At 62.9% G+C, this 15338-nt stretch carries 17 protein-coding genes and 1 tRNA gene; 11 read left to right on the forward strand and 7 right to left on the reverse strand.

The features are described from left to right. Positions 1–59 precede the first annotated feature (59 nt). Complete coding sequence (locus B5526_RS23885; RefSeq protein WP_079542251.1) at positions 60–1742, forward strand: tetratricopeptide repeat protein; 1683 nt, start codon at positions 60–62, stop codon at positions 1740–1742. Positions 1743–1820: 78 nt separating this feature from the next. On the opposite strand, the gene B5526_RS23890 is transcribed toward B5526_RS23885, so the two are convergent. Further along, on the reverse strand, positions 1821–3425 hold the full coding sequence (locus B5526_RS23890; protein WP_079542254.1) for an alkaline phosphatase family protein: 1605 nt from the start codon (positions 3423–3425) through the stop codon (positions 1821–1823). Between the two features lie 174 nt (positions 3426–3599). On the opposite strand from B5526_RS23890, the gene B5526_RS23895 reads away from it, so the two are divergent. The 3 genes from B5526_RS23895 (at position 3600) to B5526_RS23905 (ending at position 6807) form a co-directional block, all read left to right on the forward strand. Beyond that, positions 3600–4904, forward strand: coding sequence for an ABC transporter substrate-binding protein (locus B5526_RS23895; RefSeq protein WP_079542256.1), 1305 nt, complete (start codon positions 3600–3602; stop codon positions 4902–4904). Positions 4905–5017: 113 nt separating this feature from the next. After that, positions 5018–5944, forward strand: coding sequence for a carbohydrate ABC transporter permease (locus B5526_RS23900; protein WP_079542258.1), 927 nt, complete (start codon positions 5018–5020; stop codon positions 5942–5944). After that, positions 5944–6807, forward strand: a complete 864-nt coding sequence (locus tag B5526_RS23905) for a carbohydrate ABC transporter permease (protein ID WP_079542260.1) — start codon at positions 5944–5946, stop codon at positions 6805–6807. The genes B5526_RS23900 and B5526_RS23905 overlap by 1 nt, the downstream gene beginning before the upstream one ends. Before the next feature lie 4 nt (positions 6808–6811). Here B5526_RS23905 and B5526_RS23910 read toward each other — a convergent pair whose 3' ends face one another. Continuing rightward, the gene (locus tag B5526_RS23910) at positions 6812–6997 is read right to left on the reverse strand and encodes a hypothetical protein (protein WP_079542263.1); all 186 of its coding nucleotides are present in this window, start codon (positions 6995–6997) and stop codon (positions 6812–6814) included. 120 nt (positions 6998–7117) lie between these two features. Between B5526_RS23910 and B5526_RS23915 the strand changes: the two genes are divergently transcribed. After that, a complete protein-coding gene (locus B5526_RS23915; RefSeq protein WP_154071420.1) occupies positions 7118–8080 on the forward strand; it encodes an aldolase/citrate lyase family protein in 963 nt (320 codons plus the stop codon). A 175-nt stretch (positions 8081–8255) separates the two neighbouring features. On the opposite strand, the gene B5526_RS23920 is transcribed toward B5526_RS23915, so the two are convergent. Both B5526_RS23920 and B5526_RS23925 read right to left on the reverse strand, forming a co-directional pair. After that, the gene (locus B5526_RS23920) at positions 8256–9203 is read right to left on the reverse strand and encodes an alpha/beta fold hydrolase (RefSeq protein WP_154071421.1); all 948 of its coding nucleotides are present in this window, start codon (positions 9201–9203) and stop codon (positions 8256–8258) included. Positions 9204–9277: 74 nt separating this feature from the next. Further along, positions 9278–9362: transfer RNA gene (locus B5526_RS23925), tRNA-Leu, on the reverse strand. Positions 9363–9582: 220 nt separating this feature from the next. On the opposite strand from B5526_RS23925, the gene B5526_RS23930 reads away from it, so the two are divergent. Next, positions 9583–10125, forward strand: a complete 543-nt coding sequence (locus tag B5526_RS23930) for a disulfide bond formation protein B (protein ID WP_079542270.1) — start codon at positions 9583–9585, stop codon at positions 10123–10125. Between the two features lie 106 nt (positions 10126–10231). Here the strand turns inward: B5526_RS23930 and B5526_RS23935 are convergent, their stop codons facing one another. After that, entirely contained in the window at positions 10232–11317 is a 1086-nt protein-coding gene (locus B5526_RS23935; protein WP_079542273.1) for an AbrB family transcriptional regulator, read from the reverse strand. Positions 11318–11580: 263 nt separating this feature from the next. After that, a complete protein-coding gene (locus B5526_RS23945) occupies positions 11581–11856 on the reverse strand; it encodes a PsiF family protein (RefSeq protein ID WP_079542277.1) in 276 nt (91 codons plus the stop codon). A 188-nt stretch (positions 11857–12044) separates the two neighbouring features. Between B5526_RS23945 and B5526_RS23950 the strand changes: the two genes are divergently transcribed. Beyond that, positions 12045–12539 (forward strand): hypothetical protein, encoded by a 495-nt coding sequence (locus tag B5526_RS23950; RefSeq protein WP_079542279.1) that lies wholly within the window; start codon positions 12045–12047, stop codon positions 12537–12539. 39 nt (positions 12540–12578) lie between these two features. On the opposite strand, the gene B5526_RS23955 is transcribed toward B5526_RS23950, so the two are convergent. Then, positions 12579–13136 carry a TetR/AcrR family transcriptional regulator gene (locus B5526_RS23955; protein WP_079542282.1) on the reverse strand — a complete coding sequence of 186 codons (558 nt, stop codon included), beginning with the start codon at positions 13134–13136 and terminating at the stop codon, positions 12579–12581. A gap of 97 nt (positions 13137–13233) precedes the next feature. Here B5526_RS23955 and B5526_RS23960 point away from each other — a divergent pair, with 97 nt between their 5' ends. Genes B5526_RS23960 through B5526_RS23975 form a run of 4 tightly spaced genes read left to right on the forward strand, consistent with a single transcriptional unit; the run spans position 13234 to position 15295 of the window. Then, complete coding sequence (locus B5526_RS23960) at positions 13234–13662, forward strand: acyl-CoA thioesterase (RefSeq protein WP_079542284.1); 429 nt, start codon at positions 13234–13236, stop codon at positions 13660–13662. A 23-nt stretch (positions 13663–13685) separates the two neighbouring features. Next, positions 13686–14135: a PaaI family thioesterase gene (locus B5526_RS23965; protein ID WP_079542287.1), complete on the forward strand. Its 450-nt coding sequence runs from the start codon at positions 13686–13688 to the stop codon at positions 14133–14135. Between the two features lie 54 nt (positions 14136–14189). Further along, the gene (locus B5526_RS23970; RefSeq protein ID WP_079542289.1) at positions 14190–14576 is read left to right on the forward strand and encodes a CidA/LrgA family protein; all 387 of its coding nucleotides are present in this window, start codon (positions 14190–14192) and stop codon (positions 14574–14576) included. Beyond that, positions 14573–15295, forward strand: coding sequence for an LrgB family protein (locus B5526_RS23975; protein WP_079542292.1), 723 nt, complete (start codon positions 14573–14575; stop codon positions 15293–15295). The genes B5526_RS23970 and B5526_RS23975 overlap by 4 nt, the downstream gene beginning before the upstream one ends. The last annotated feature ends 43 nt before the right edge of the window (positions 15296–15338 follow it).

The raw sequence follows: 15338 nt of genomic DNA on the forward strand, positions 1-15338 counted from the left end.
GCGAGCCGCCTCCGGGCGACTTCGGTAGAACCGATCCGTTCGCTCCCGAGGCATCATTCATGGGTAGACCGCATTTAACCTTGGCATCGATCTGCCTTTCCTGCTGCATCTCCTGGGTATTGGTCGGCCCTTCGCTGGCAAAAGCACCGCTCGTTTCGGATGAGGCGGCGAGCGAGTGCAAGCAGGACATGCCGGACGAAACCATCACGAGCTGCTCCCAGGTGATCGATTCCGGCGCCGTCAGCGGCCGCGCCCTTGCCGCGGCCTACGCGCAGCGCGGCTTCGCCCGCACCCTCAAGCGCAGCCTGACCGAGGCGGAAGCCGATCTCGATCAGGCCATCAAGATCGATCCGAAATTCGCGGAGGGCTATGCCGACCGTGCCAATTTATGGACCGTGCGCCACCAATACGATCGCGCGCTCGCCGACGGGGAACGGGCGGTGCGTCTCGATCCCGACCTGCCGGTCGCCCGTTTCGTCAGGGCCGGTGCGTTGCTCAATCTCGGCCAGTACGATCGCGCCATTGCCGACTACACCGTAGCGTTGAGATTGCGGCCGGGCGCCGGCGCCAACATCTACGGCCTGCGCGGGATCGCCTATCACCGCAAAGGCGACGAGGCGCGCGCGGTTGCCGATTACAGCGAACTGTTGAAAATCGAACCGGACAATGCCGGCACGCTGCTCAACCGCGGCGACGCGCTGTTCAAGATGCACGAATTGAGCCGCGCCAGCGCCGACTACAGCGAGGCGATCCGCCTTGCGCCCGACAATCCCGGCGGCTTTAAGGGACGCGGCCTGATCCGGGTTATGACGCAGGATCCCGAAGGCGGGCTCGCCGATTTCAACGAGGCGATCCGGCTCGCTCCCAATGACTTCAACGCCCATATCAACCGCGCGGCCGCGTTGGGCTTCCTCAACCGACATGCGCTGGCGCTGGCCGATCAGGACATGGCGATCCGTCTCGATCCCGTTCAGCCGATTGCCTATGTCGAGCGCGCCCAGACTGTGAACCGTCTGGGCGACCACGTCGCCGCCATGGCCTCCCTCAACAAGGCGCTGCAGCTTTCTCCCGGCTTTGCTCCCGCGCTCGAGCTGCAAAAGAAGATCGGCGACACCGGCAAAAAGGCCGGCAAGCAGGCGGCGGAGCCTTCGCCGGAGGCGGCCAACAACTATTACCATGACTGCTCGTTCCCGGTCACCGACATCGACCCAGCCAAGGAAGATATGGTCAGGATTATCGATGCCTGCACCGTGCTGATCAATTCGCACGGCGGTAACGATGGGAACCGCGCCATCGTTCACGTGCAGCGCGGCAGCATGTATCGGCGGCTCGGCAAATACGAGCTGGCGCTGGTGGATTACTCCGAAGCGCTCCGGCACGATCCGAACTCGGCGATAGCCTATAACGGCCGCGGCAATGCCTATCGTCTGCTGAAGTTGCTCGATCAGGCGATCGCTGATCATACCGAAGCGATCCGCCTCAGGCCGGACGTCGCCGCTAACTACAATAACCGCGGCAACGACTGGCAGGATCTGAAGAACAACGAGCGCGCCATCGCCGACTACGACATGTCGATCAAGGTCGATCCGAACTACGCGACGGCGTATTACAACCGCGGCAATTCGCGGCTCGTTACCGGCGACAAGGACGGTGCGGCTTCCGACTTCGAGCAGGCCGCCAAGCTCAACCCCGCCTTCAGGGGGGCCACCGACAGGGTGCGGCAGGTTGAGACCAAGCTGTGAAAATCTTGGCGGCGAAGCGACGCGGGAAAATCCAGGCCGCCGCCTGCCGGCCTTGCGGCGCGAGCGCCGATGGCGCGGTCAGCGAATGCGCCAACTCTTATCTATGTAGCGTTGCGAATCGAGCTCTGTAAGCTGCAAGGCGGCGCGATAATCATCGTCAGCCGATTTGACGAAATAGGTTCGAACCTGGATCGGCACCTGCTCCTCGTCGGGGCCGTCGGCGAAGGCCTCTCGCAGCGGCCGCCCGTCGAAGCGACCGAGGTCAGCCTCGCGCTCGAGATTCATCAGCGCCAGCAAGGTCGGCACCAGGTCGACGTTGCTCGACGGCGTGCGCACGGTCACGCCATGCTTGAAATCGGCGCCCCAGGCGATGAAAGTGTTGCGCACGGTCCACGGACTCATGCTGCCGTGGTTGCCGGCGGTGCCGGCGAGCGGACCCGTAGTGGACGCTTCGGTGTAATCCAATCCGCTCAGGCCCGAGAAACTCTTGGCTGAACTCCAGGGAAAGGTAAACACGATGTCGGGACCGCGTTCGCTGTTTTCGAGGTGAACGAGTTCGAGCGCAAAGGTGCCCGGCACGCGTCCCTCCACCGGCACGCCGGAGCTATCAGGCTTGCCGGCGGTGAACAACACGCCGACCCAGTTCTGTTGCTGCAAGAAGCGAACAATTGCGCCGATCCGCTCCGGGTCCCGGTCGTGGATGTGCAGCGACATCGTTTGTCCGCTGCTTGCGATAACGACGTCATCGGAGTCGGCGTTAAGCTTCAGGCCGGCTTTCATCAGTTCATTCGTTACGTTGACGCCGAAGATGCCGTGACCAAACCCATGGTCGGAAACGACGATGATATTCGTCTTGTCCGCAAGCCCGAGTTCACCCAACCGATCGAGCACAAGGCCGATCTCGCGGTCGTCGTTGCGGATGGCGGCGCGGGCTTCAGCGGAGCCTGCCCCGACCGCGTGCTGGATGTGGTCCGGCTCGGTGAGCCAGTTGACGATCACATCGGGCTTGAGGTCGGGCAGGACGTAGTCGCGAAGCACCCGCTCCGTCCAGCTCACCTGCTCGACATAGGGATCTTGGGCGCCGCCCTTTGGAGGCGCTGCAGGAAAGCGGCGCAGGATTGCGTCGTTCACCGTGTCCGGGAACGCAACCCGCACGCCAGGCTCCCAATATGCGTTCACGAGCACGCCTGTGCCCTTCGGTGCGCGCGGGTTGACCAATAGCGCGCTCCCGGTTGAGCCGGAGCTGACCACGGCAAGGGTCTTGCCGCGTTCGGCGAGAATTTCCCCAAGACTCTTCGCCAGCACCATGCGCTCGCCCGTGGCAGCGTCGAGGCGAAGCAGGTTCTTGTGATCATCATTGCCAAATGAATGGTTTGCATCAACCTCCCGAACATAGAGTGTATTGCCGAAAATGCCGTTTCGGTCGGGATAGACGCCACTCCCGATCGCTGCCGCGTTCACACGGGTCACGGTCGGAAATACCGAGTGCCCATTTAGAAAATTCACGCCCTCCTCGCGCAGCCGCCAAAGATGCGGCGTTTCCTGCTCTGTAATTGAGTCAGGCCGCAACCCGTCGAGGACAAGCACCACGTTCAGGGTCGCTTTGCCGGCCAACGCCGGGCCGGCCGCGGTCGCAGCCGTGACGGTTGCGACCATCGCTACCACGAAAGAATGCTTCATCATCGATGGTCCCCCGTTCAGTGCATGGTTCAGGACGAGTAGTGCAACTCGTGGATACCCAAAAGCTGTTGCATTTCGGTGACTCGCACGCCCAGACTACTTTTCCCGCAGGGATTGCTGTGCCATGATGGCACAAACAAGAGCCGGAAAAGGCTTGAGCCCGCGGGAGGGTCCAACATGGATGAGCGTGCTTCGCTATCTCGTCGCAAATTGCTGCACACACTCGTCGGCAGCGGCGTCATCGCCGCGGTCGATCTGCCCTGGTGGGAGGCTCCGTTCATTGGCGCGCGCAAGGCGTGGGGCGCCGAGCCGGTGCGCTTTCAATGGAGCGTTCCGGAGCCGACGCGGATCGCGCTGATGAACTCGCTCGCCGAGCGCTTCAATCAGTCGCAAAAGGATTTTGTGGTCGCGATCGAATATGTGCCGCAGGCGCAGGCGCGTCAAAAGCTGATCTCAGCCATCACCGGCGGAAGCCCGCCCGATCTCTGCCAGGTCTGGGACAATTGGGTCGGACAGTTCAACGGCATGGGCGCGGTCGAGGACATCACCGCGCGCGCCAAATCCTGGAAGTATTATGCCGACGTGGCGCCGACGGCCTGGCAAACCGTGACCATCAACAACCAGATCGTCTCGCTGCCGCTCTCGGTGACGCTCGACGGGATTTATTACCGCACCGACCGCCTCAAAGAGCTCGGCCTCAAGGAGCCGACGCCGGACTGGACCTGGGACGAGTTTCTTGGCCTCGCCAAAGCCTTCACCAAGGCGGACAAGAACCAGTACGGCTATGGCATGCGCGGCAGCGGCACCTGGGCGGTGCTCTATCCGAGCGAATTCGCCTACGCCAACGGCGCCGAGGTGCTGAAAGACGGCAAGGTCGTTATCAATTCGAAGGAAGCGGTCGACGCGCTTTCCTGGTATCTCGATCTCGCGCTCAAGCACAAGGTCACGCCGCCGAGTGCGGCGACCGACGGCTTCGTCGAGATCGTCGAAACCTTCGGGCGCGGCGTCACCAGCATGTACCAGCACAATTCCGGCTCCAGCGGCCAGCAGAAGAAAAACGTCGGCGCCGACAATTTTGCCACCCTGCCGCTGCCGGTCGGGCCTGCGAACAAGCGCGCCTCGTTCTGGTTCTCCGAGACGCTCACAATGTTCAAGGGCGCCAAGAACAAGGAAGGCGCCTGGCAATTCATGAGCTTCTTGCTCGAGGATGAGCCGAGTCTCAAATATTGCGCGACGCTCGGCCTCTTGCCGGCGCGCAAGTCGGTACTCGAGAAGCCGGAATTCGCCAAGGACCCGGCGCTTGTCGGTTTTGTGAACTCGTTCCCGATTGGCATCGTCAGTCCGTATCTCGCCTATCCCGGCTGGGGCGGCAGGATCGATTCCGACGGCGTGCCGCTGATCCAGCAGGCGATGCTTGGAAAGATCTCCGCCAAAGACTGCCTCGACCGCTTCGCCGAAGTCCTGAAAAAGGAAATGTCGTAGATCATGATCCGATCAGGAATCGGATCATGATCTATCTCTTTGTCTTGAGCATGATCTGTTCGGAAAACCGGTTCCCACTTTTCCGGATCATGCTCTAAGCCTCGAGGACAGTCATGACCACGCTCACCCTCGCAAGGCCCCGCGCCCGCCGGCTGATCTCCTGGCGGGTGCGCAAGCTCCTGATCGGCTATTCGTATCTGGTGCCGGCCGCATTGTGCATGCTCGCGACCGTCGTGGTGCCGATCATCCTCGCGATCAAGATGAGCCTCTATGCGGACGTGTTGTACAAGCCGCAGGACTATCGCTTCATCGGGCTCGGCAACTACGTCCGCCTGGTGCAGGACCCGGTGTTCTGGCTGACGCTGTGGAATTCCGTTGTCTGGGTGTTCGGCTCGGTGATCCTGCAATTCGTGTTCGGGTTTGCCGCGGCGCTGTTGCTGCAGCAGTCTTTTCGGGGGCGCGCTCTGGTGCGCACGCTCACGCTATTGCCCTGGATCATCCCCGGCGTCGTCGTGGGACTGATCTGGGAGTGGCTCTATCAGCCGAATTACGGCGTCATCAATGATCTCCTGATCCGCCTGGGCTGGATGCATGAGCGCGTCGCGTGGCTGTCCTCGCCGGATCTCGCGATGGCGGCGGTCGTCTTCACCAATGTCTGGCGCGGTATCCCGTTCTTCGCCATCATGCTGCTGGCGGGATTGCAGGCGGTGCCGGACGAGCTGTACGAGGCGGCCCATGTCGACGGTGCCGGCGTGCTCGCGCGGTTCTGGCACATCACTTTGCCGTTGCTGCGGCCGATCATTGTGGTCGCGACAGCGACGCGGATCATCTGGACCTTCAACTATGCCGACCTGATCTTTGTGATGACCGGCGGGGGACCTGCCAACGCCACCCAGATCACCTCGACCTATACCTTGCTGCAGGCCTATTCGAGCCTCGACTTCGGTTACGCCGGCGCGCTCTCGGTCGTGCTGCTTCTGGTGATGCTGGCCTTCACGGCGTTCTATCTTCGCGTGACAAAGGGCGTCGAGGAAACCTGATGGCACGCCGCCGCACCCCGACAGATCTTGCCGAGCGCTTATTGGGCGGGCCCGTAGTCTGGATCGGCCTGACGCTGATGACCGCCTTCGCGCTCGGGCCGTTCATCTGGATGTTGCTCACATCGCTAAAAGATCGCCAGGAACTCTACGCCACGCCGCTGCAATATCTGCCGGTGCACCCGACCTTCGCAAATTACATCGACGCCTGGACCTCGCCGGTCACGCCGTTCTCGCGGTTCTTTCTCAATAGCCTGTGGGTGTGTTCGGTGACGATGGTCTTAACCACGATCGTCTCGGTGCTTGCGGGCTACGCCATCGCCCGCTTTCGTTTCGCCGGCCGCGACGCGCTATTGTTGATCTTTCTTGCGACGCAAATGTTTCCGAGCGTCCTGTTGATCGCGCCGCTACTGACGCAATGGCGCGCGCTCGGCCTGATCGATACCTACCAGGCGCTGATCTATTCGAACTTCTCTTTCACGGTGCCGTTCACGGTGTGGATGATGGTCGGCTATTTCTCCTCGATCCCGCGCGACCTCGAGGAAAGCGCGATGATCGACGGCTGCAATCATTTCACAGCACTGTGCCGCATCGTGCTGCCGCTCGCCGCCCCCGGCATCGCCGCTACCGCGATCTTTGCCTTCGTCGTCTCCTGGAGCGAACTCCTGTTCGCGATCTCGTTCACGACCGAGACCAGCATGCGCACGCTGTCCGCCGGGCTGCTCTACATGGTCGGCCAATACGAAGTGCAATGGGGCCCGCTATCGGCCGGCGTCATCCTGAGCACGGTGCCCGTGGCGGTGCTGTTCAGCTTCCTGCAGCGGCATTTGATTCACGGACTGACTGCGGGGGCGGTGAAGGGGTAGGCCTCTACTTGAACGGCTCGCAATTCACGTAGCCATCGCCCAGCACGGAAAAACGCGGCGCCTTATTGTAGAAATAGCCCGCAGCTCCAGGATCGTCTTCAGGCGGGTTGGCGTTGTCCATCAGAAACACGACGTCTTCACCGATGTTGCCGCGGATCCAGCACGAGTCTTCCTTGCGCGCGACGGTCAAGCGGAGGACGACGAGGCAAACGCCAGTTTGCCATCAGATCATCTGCGCCTATCGCGCGAGGGCGTGGCACCGTGCTAGCCTTGCTCGGGCATCGCCGGAAACTGTCGGAGCAGGCCTTTCATGGGTATGCGGATCAGTCGCAGCATCGAACTGTTGGAGCAGGATCAGGCGATCTATTATGACGGTCCGCATAGTGGCCATGTGCTGACCCATGCGCAGGGTCGCATCGATGCTGCTACCTGGGCCGACTACATGAACGTCGGCATGGAGCACGGCTCGTTCGACATGGCCGGCCTTGCCGAGTACATGCGCGGCATGGTCGATGCCGGGCCGACACGGTCGGGACACCGCACGCCGACGGTGATCGTCGAGGCGCCGGTGAATGGCATAGACGCCGCGCATGTACGTTACAACGCCTGGCAGTTCCGCCAGATCCTGGGCCGCGGGGTGCACGGCATCCTGCTGTGCCAGGCGGAGACCGCCGACGCGGTGCGGGCATTCGTGGAATCCTGCCGTTATCCGCACAACACGATTGGCGTCGATCCCGCGATCCCGTCGCCGCTGGCACGGATGGAGGGAGCGGCACGGGCGAGGGACGGCGGGATCGATACCGCCGGCCGCAAGCTGTTGGGCATCGGCACACGGGGGCGCGGATCGGAAACAACTGCAGCGCCGATCTGGGGCCTGTCGACCGAGGAATATCTGGAGCGCTGCGATCCCTGGCCGCTCAATCCGAAGGGTGAACTGTTACTGGGGGTGAAGCTGGAAAGCCCCGAAGGCGTCGCCAATTGCGAAGAGATCCTCAGCGTGCCGGGGCTGGGATTTGCCGAGATCGGCCCGGGGGACTTAAGTCTTTCGCTCGGCTACCTCACCATTCCACGCGAGCCTTACCCACTGGAAATGCAGACGGCGCGCGACCGCATCCTGGCGGCGTGCCGCAACAACGGCATCGCTTTCCTGCAGGGCTGCACGGCGGACAACGTGACCGAGCGGATCGACGAGGGCGTGCGCGTGATCGCGGGGCATAGCGAGGCAACCGCAATCAAAGGCCGGGCTCACCAGAAGCGGAAGTTGCCGGTGTGATAGTGGGTTACTTCGCGGCTTCAGGAATAAAAACTTATGGTGCCCTGGCCGAGCACCTCGAACCTTTACTCACAGCCTTACTCACACGATTTTTGGTTCCGGCTGTCGTGCGAATTGCCGGCCGGCCGGCCGGCAGGCTTCGCGAGGCGGGCCTCGTGTTGCCGAGAACGGCAAATCAGCCCGGGCCATCACATGCGAAGTGGCCACGCAACAGATTTACGAGGTCCTTTGGCTTGTCCTCCTGCACGTTGTGGCTCGCATCCGCAATGATTTGCCAGCGGCCGTTGGGGAACGCGCGAGCAAAAGCATCAGCATTTTCTTCCGTAAGCACAGCGCTGCCACCTCCTTTCACGATCAACACCGGGCAGGATATCGTCCGCGCAAGTCCGGCAAGCTCCGATAGCTTGCCGAGGATGTGCTCGAAATCGGCTGGCCGACGACGATCCATTTTCCAGGCGACGCCTGCAGGCGTCGTCTTGAGATTGCGCTGGAAGCGATATTGGATCTTATCTCGATCAGCGCTTCGGCTCGAAGCTATCGCGCTGTCAACGAGCTGTTCGACACTTTGCCCCGACCGGACGTGGTCGAAGAACTGGCGCATCGGCGCCGTCGACTCAAAATTCACCTTTGGACCGACATCAATGAACGCGAGAGTTCTCAGGCGACCCGGATTGGTTGCCGCAAAATGTCCGGCCACACAGCCGCCAAGCGACATGCCGACGAGATGAAAGCTCGACCAATCCTGCGTATCCGCGAAAGCCGCAATATCGTCGACCAACGTGCCGATCGAACTATCGTTCGCCCGATCGCTATCGCCGTGCCCGCGCAATTCAAGCGCGACACAATGATAGCAGTCGCTGATCTCGAGGCAGACAAGATCGAATGTGTGCGCGGTCAATGCGCCGCCATGCAGGAAGAGCGCGACGGGACCATTGTCCGGCCAATCGAGGTAGCTGAGGCGAATGCCTGAGGCGAGTGTCTGCCATTTTCGGGTTGGCAGCCTGGCCGGCTCAAACCGGATGTTCTCGCGGGACGCAAGCTTGCGCAGGAGTGCCCATTCATCGGTCATTGGCCGAGAAGCCTTTCCATGCGTTGCTATGCTGATCGAGCCCGCCTTCGCCAAGGCTACGGCGGGCAACCTACGCTGCTTCGCCGCTCCGGTTGGCCCGCCAACCGAAGCTGCGAAGCAGCGTAGGTTGGTGCCCCTGGCCGGAATCGAACCAGCACTCCTTGCGGAACTCGATTTTGAGTCGAGCGCGTCTACCAGTTCCGCCACAGGGGCATTTCGCACCCTAAAGCCGGAAAGCCCGAGGTCACGAAGCCGGCGGAATATAGCGGGCGGCCAAGCCCGGTCAACCCGCGGCGATGTGATTGCAGCCCTCCTCGACAGCTGCGGTTTCGGAGGCTAGGACGCTGGCGGAGCGGCTTATCGCTTGGGCGCGGCGTTCTCTTAAAGCCGCCTGTCCCTGTTTTTTGGCGTATCCCGGCCCCTGGAGGCGAATGTGACGTCCGATACGACCGCAATCCCCACGCTTCGGCATAATAACGACGCCAACCCCGCGCTGACGGCGGCGCTGGCGATCCTTGTGATCGCTGCGGCGACGATTGCGGGGGCCTGGTTCTTTCAGCTCGTGCTGGAAATCCTGCCCTGTCCGCTGTGCCTGGAGCAGCGCTACGCCTATTATGCGATCATCCCATTCGCGGCGCTGGTCGCGCTCGCCGCGGCGCGCGGTGTGCCGCGCGCGGTGCTCAGCGCCGGCCTCGTCATCATCGCGCTCGCAGCGCTCGGCAATGCCGGGCTCGGCACCTATCACTCAGGCGTCGAGTGGCAGCTTTGGCAGGGGCCGACCGATTGCACCGGCCCGGTCGGCAATCTCGGCAGCGCCGGCACGCTGCTGCAGCGGCTCGACACCGTCAAAGTGATCCGTTGCGACGAGGTGCAGTGGCGCTTTCTCGGCCTCTCGCTCGCCGGCTACAACGTGCTGATCTCGCTATTGATGGCCGCGATCGCAGCCTGGGGCATCGTCAGGACGGCCAGGCGCTAGACCTCATGGTGAGGAGGCGCATTAGCGCCGTCTCGAACCATGCAGGCCCGTGGCCCATCCTTCGAGACGCGCGCAAAAGCGCGCTCCTCAGGATGAGGACCGTCGATTAATCATCCACGTCGTCCTGCGGCCGTCCGAACAGATGGACGATGCCGGGGGTTGCGATGGTGACAAAGACAAAACGCGACAGATGATGCGCGCCGACGAAGATCGGGTCGATATGCAAGGTTAGCGCCAGCGCCAGCATGGCGTCCATCGCCCCCGGCGCGAAGGCGACGATGACGTCGGACACCCGCACCTGCGTGGTCAGCGCGATCACCGCGACGAAGATCCCGGAAATCAAAATTGCGATCGCGAACGAGCCGAGCGCCGCGTGGATATGGCCGACCAGGACCTTGGCGTTCATTTTCGCAAAACGGCTGCCGATCAGCGAGCCGACCCCGACCAGCGCCACGCCGCGCACCCATGGCGGCAGGCCGCCCTCGACCCATCCGGCACCATGCAGCACGCTGGAGGCGATCATCGCGCCGAACATCCAGCTCGCCGGAAATTTCAGAAGCCGCAAGCATAGCGCCAGCGCCAGCGAGGCGCCGATCAGTTCGAGAAGTTCGAGCGGGGAGGCGACCGCCATGACCATGGTCGGTGGCGCCGACGGCGCGACCCCGGTCAGCGCCAGCACCAGCGGCAGCGCGGCGGTGAGGATGATGACGCGCATGGTCTGCACCACGGCGATCGCCGGCAGGTCGGCGCCGCGCTCGACCGCGAGGATGGTGATCTGCGACAGCGCGCCGGGGCTTCCGGCCAGAAACGCCGACGTGCGGTCCCAGCCATGCCTGCGCTGCAGATAAAGGCTGGAGCCGAAGGTCGAGCAAAACGTCGCCAGCGCCAGTAGACCGATGGTCAGCGGATAGGCGCCCATATGCTGGATCAATTGCCGCGACACCACCGAGCCGATCGAAATTCCTAATAGGACCAGCACGGTCTGGGTGATGTGCGCAGGGACGCTGAGCGGCCGGCCGGCCAACGCCGCGGCGCCGACCGCGATCATGGCGCCGGAAATCAACCCGCCTGGAAGGTTTGCCCAAAGAAACAGCAAGCCACCGGCGCTGCCGATGACGAGCGTTTCGAGCATATTGAGGATCTTGGCGCGGCTTTCGCTGGAAAGCGCCATCGCTGCGGTGATTTGCTTCACGCCGCCTTATGGCAAATCCGCGGAGCCGGGACAAATGCGCAACGCACATGCAGCATTGCGTGGCGGGTGCGGTGCAGCCGATTGGGTTCGGCACCATACACCACTGTCATCGCCCGGCTTGACCGGGCGACCCAGTATTCCAGAGGCGCCAGTGATGAATCGAGAGGCCGCGGCGTACTGGATCACCCGGTCAAGCCGGGTGATGACAGCTGTGGGCCTCCCGCCGCGCGCTTCCTAGCCGAGTGCGAAGCTGCGCCTTCCGCTCACTTCTTGTCGGCAGCGGGTGCAGCGCCCTTGTCGGCGGCGGCCTTCTTGCATTCGGAACGGAATTTCTTGCGCTCCTTGCCGTGCAGTCCCTTGGCGTCGGCTTCCTTGGAGCATTCGAGCGATTCCGCCGTCTGCGGTTTGGCGGCCTTCTTTTCCGCGGGCGCCATTTTCGGCGCGGGCGTGGTGGGTGCCGGGGTTTGCGCGAACGCCGTGCCTAGCAGGAACAGGGATGCGATGGCGGTCGCGGCGACGCGGGAGGAAACTGTCTTCATGGGAGCACCTCGGGTTGAAGAGGGGCGCAACGTCGCGCCGCGATGCTGAACCGCGGATGAATGAAGCACTATCGCCGGCGCATGTGCGACGCGATATTTTGGAACAGCGAAAGGATAGCTGCTTTGTCGCGCGTCGACGCTGCGCTAGGATGGGGAACTTCAGATCGCCACGTCCAAGGAGACCAAGCATGACCATTCAAGCAAAATTAAAATTATTATGTGCCGTTGCGGTGACGGGTTTTGCCGCGCTTTCGGCCATCGCGCCGGCGCAAGCCCTGACCACGCAGGAATGCAGTGCGAAATATCAGGCTGCCAAGACCGCCGGCACGCTCGGTGGCCAGAAGTGGAACGATTTCCGCAAAGCCCAGTGCGGCGCCGACGCGACGCCGGTCGCCGCGCCCGCGGCTGCGCCTGCTCCCGCGCCAGCGCCGGCGGCACCAAAAGAGGCCAAGAAGGAAGCAGCACCCGCGGCGCCGACGCTGACGCTGCCCTCCGGGCCCGCCGTGTTCCCGAGCGCGGTCGATCCGAAATACGCCAAGGAGAGCGCGGGCAAGGCGCGGATGCACACCTGCGTCGATCAGTACAACGCCAACAAGGCCACCAACGGCAATGGCGGCCTGAAGTGGATCGAGAAGGGCGGCGGCTATTACAGCCAGTGCAATACCAAGCTGAAGGGCGCCTGATCAAGGCCGACGCGGCCGGATTTATTTACTCCGGCCGCGTCAGACCTCGTCGTCGAGCAGCTTTTCGGCCGACCTTGCGATCAGTTGCGCGCGCTTGCGCGGGCCGCGCTCGAGAAACAGCAAGCTCTGGCCAAAGATAAAGCAATAAAACAGGAATGCCTCCGCCTCGGCTTCTTCAGGTGCGAGCCCGGTCGCGCGATAAAGCTGTCCGACATTCTTCAGCCGCGCGGCATCGACGCTTGCGACCGCCACAGCGGCTTTTTCGTCGGACCGGGCCCATTGCCGGATCGCCAGCTCGACCGCCATGCCCTCGGTATTCATGCGCTCCGAATAAAGCCTGATCAGGGCCCTCAGGCGGTCGCGCGCGGTTGCGCCCTCGAGGCTCGTCTGCTGCTCGATCGCAGCTATTCGTCCCGCGCTCCAGTCTTGCAGCATGCCCTCGAGCAAGGCCGCGCGATCCTTGAAGCGCCGATAAAAGCCACCCTTGGTGACGCCCAGGTTTTTGGCCAGAACCTCGACCCGCACGCCCTCGACGCCGGATCGCGCGAGCTCCCGGAATCCCGCCTCGATCCAGGCGTCGCCTTTGCCGCCGGTCATGGCCTGTCACCTCGCTCCAGCTTGATACGGTAGCGTATTGCTAGCCCGCCGCAGGCCTGATACGCTACCGTATCAAAATCGGAGGCGGGAGCGGTCGATGGAGACGGAGGCCACCTATCGCGGCACGGTCTATCCCTGGCAATGCGACCATGTCGGCCACATGAACATCATGTGGTATGTCGGCAAGTTCGACGAGGCCAACTGGAATCTGTTCGCGCGGATCGGCTTGACGCCGACTTACTTGCGGCAGTCCAATCGCGGCATGGCCGCTGTGCAGCAGAACATCACCTATCGGCGCGAAATGCTGGCCGGCGATATCGTCGAAATCAAAAGCACCCTCCTCGAGATCCGCGACAAATCGATCCGCTATCGGCACGAGATGCGCAACGGCGAAACCGGTGAAGTCGCGGCGGTGTGCGAGATCACCGGCGTCCACGTGGACCGCGAGGCGCGCAAGTCCGCCGCCTTTCCGGATACGATCCGCAAACTGGCGCAAGCGCAACTCGCCATCGCCGAGCCGGCTTGAGCCGGGCCGCCGGGAGTTAAGCCATGGCGCGCTTCGAGCCGAAAAATCCTGATTTTCGTGCAGTCGCCACTGCTACCTTCGCGCGGCAGCAGGCAATGCGGACGCTGGGCATTTCGATTGCAAGGTTGGAGCCCGGCGAGGTCGATCTGTCGATGCCGTATTCGCATCATTTCAGCCAGCAGAACGGCTTTGTCCATGCCGGGATCATCACCGCGGGGCTCGACAATGCCTGCGGCATCGCCGCCTTTACGCTGATGCCGGCCGGCTGCGACATTCTCACAGTCGAATTCAAGACCAACCTGCTTGCGCCCGCCAAGGGCGCGCGATTCGCCTTCCGCGCCCAGGTGATAAGACCCGGCCGCACCCTGACGGTGTGCGAGGCGCGGGCGTTTTCGGAAACCGACGGCGCCGAAATCCTGGTCGCGACCATGACCGGCACGCTGATGGCGCTGCCGCAGCGCGCCGGTCATTGACAAGCCCGCGCCGGGATCGCCTGATAACAAAAATCTTCCGCGCGCGGATGGCCGATGATCGCAAGCCTCAGCCTTATCTTGCTGTGTCAACTGGCCGGCGAAGTCATCGTCCGCGGTCTCGCGCTGCCGATGCCGGGACCGGTGGTCGGGCTGTTGTTTCTTTTGCTGTTGTTACTGGCGCGCGACCGTTTTGTCGTTTTGGCGCGTGGGCCGCTTGGGGATGGCGGCGTCGAAAGTGCCTGCCGCGGGCTGCTCGCCAATCTGTCGCTGCTGTTCGTGCCGGCCGGCGTCGGCGTGGTGCAGAAGCTCGATCTCATCGCCGCCCACGGCATCGCCATCATCGCGGTGCTCGCAGTCTCCGTGGTGGTGACGCTATTGGTGACGGTCGCGACGTTTCTCCTCGCGAGCCGCCTGTTGACGCGTGGACCGAGCGAGCCATGAGCGAAAATCCGTTCTCGCTCTGGGTCTATCTTTCGCAGTCGCCGCTATTGTGGCTGACGGTGACACTGTTGACCTATGCGATCACCGATGCGGTGTCGCTGGCCACGGGCCGGCATGCGCTCGCCAATCCGGTGCTGCATTCGATCTGGATCATCGGCGCGTTCCTGATGCTGACCGGCACCTCCTACACGACCTATTTTGGCGGCGCGCAATTCGTGCACTTCCTGCTCGGGCCGGCGACGGTGGCGCTGGCGGTGCCGCTTTACGAAAACCGCAAGCAGGTGGTCGCGGCGATGCTGCCGATGCTGGTGGCGCTGATTATCGGCTCCATCACCGCGATCGTCTCGGTGGTGCTGTTGGCGGAGGCCGCGGGCCTGCCGCGCGAGGTGGTGCTATCACTCGCCCCGAAATCGGTAACGGCAGGCGTTGCGATGGGCATCAGCGAATCGCTGCACGCCGATCCGTCATTGACGGCGGTCGCGGTGGTGATCACCGGCATCATGGGGGCGATCATCGTGACGCCATTGATGAACCTTATCGGCATCACCGATTTTCCCGCGCGCGGATTTGCCGTCGGCATCGCCGCGCACGGCATCGGCACCGCCCGTGCCTTCCAGGTCGATGCGGTCGCCGGGACATTTTCAGGCATCGCCATGGGCCTCAATGCGCTGGTGACGTCGTTCCTGGTGCCGCTGGCGGCGACGCTGCTGGCGCGCTGATGTGAGTTGCAATCTTTATGCTGCCGTCCTAGAGGTTCGGAGA

The organism is Bradyrhizobium lablabi (assembly GCF_900141755.1).
GTDB classification, from domain to species: domain Bacteria; phylum Pseudomonadota; class Alphaproteobacteria; order Rhizobiales; family Xanthobacteraceae; genus Bradyrhizobium; species Bradyrhizobium lablabi_A.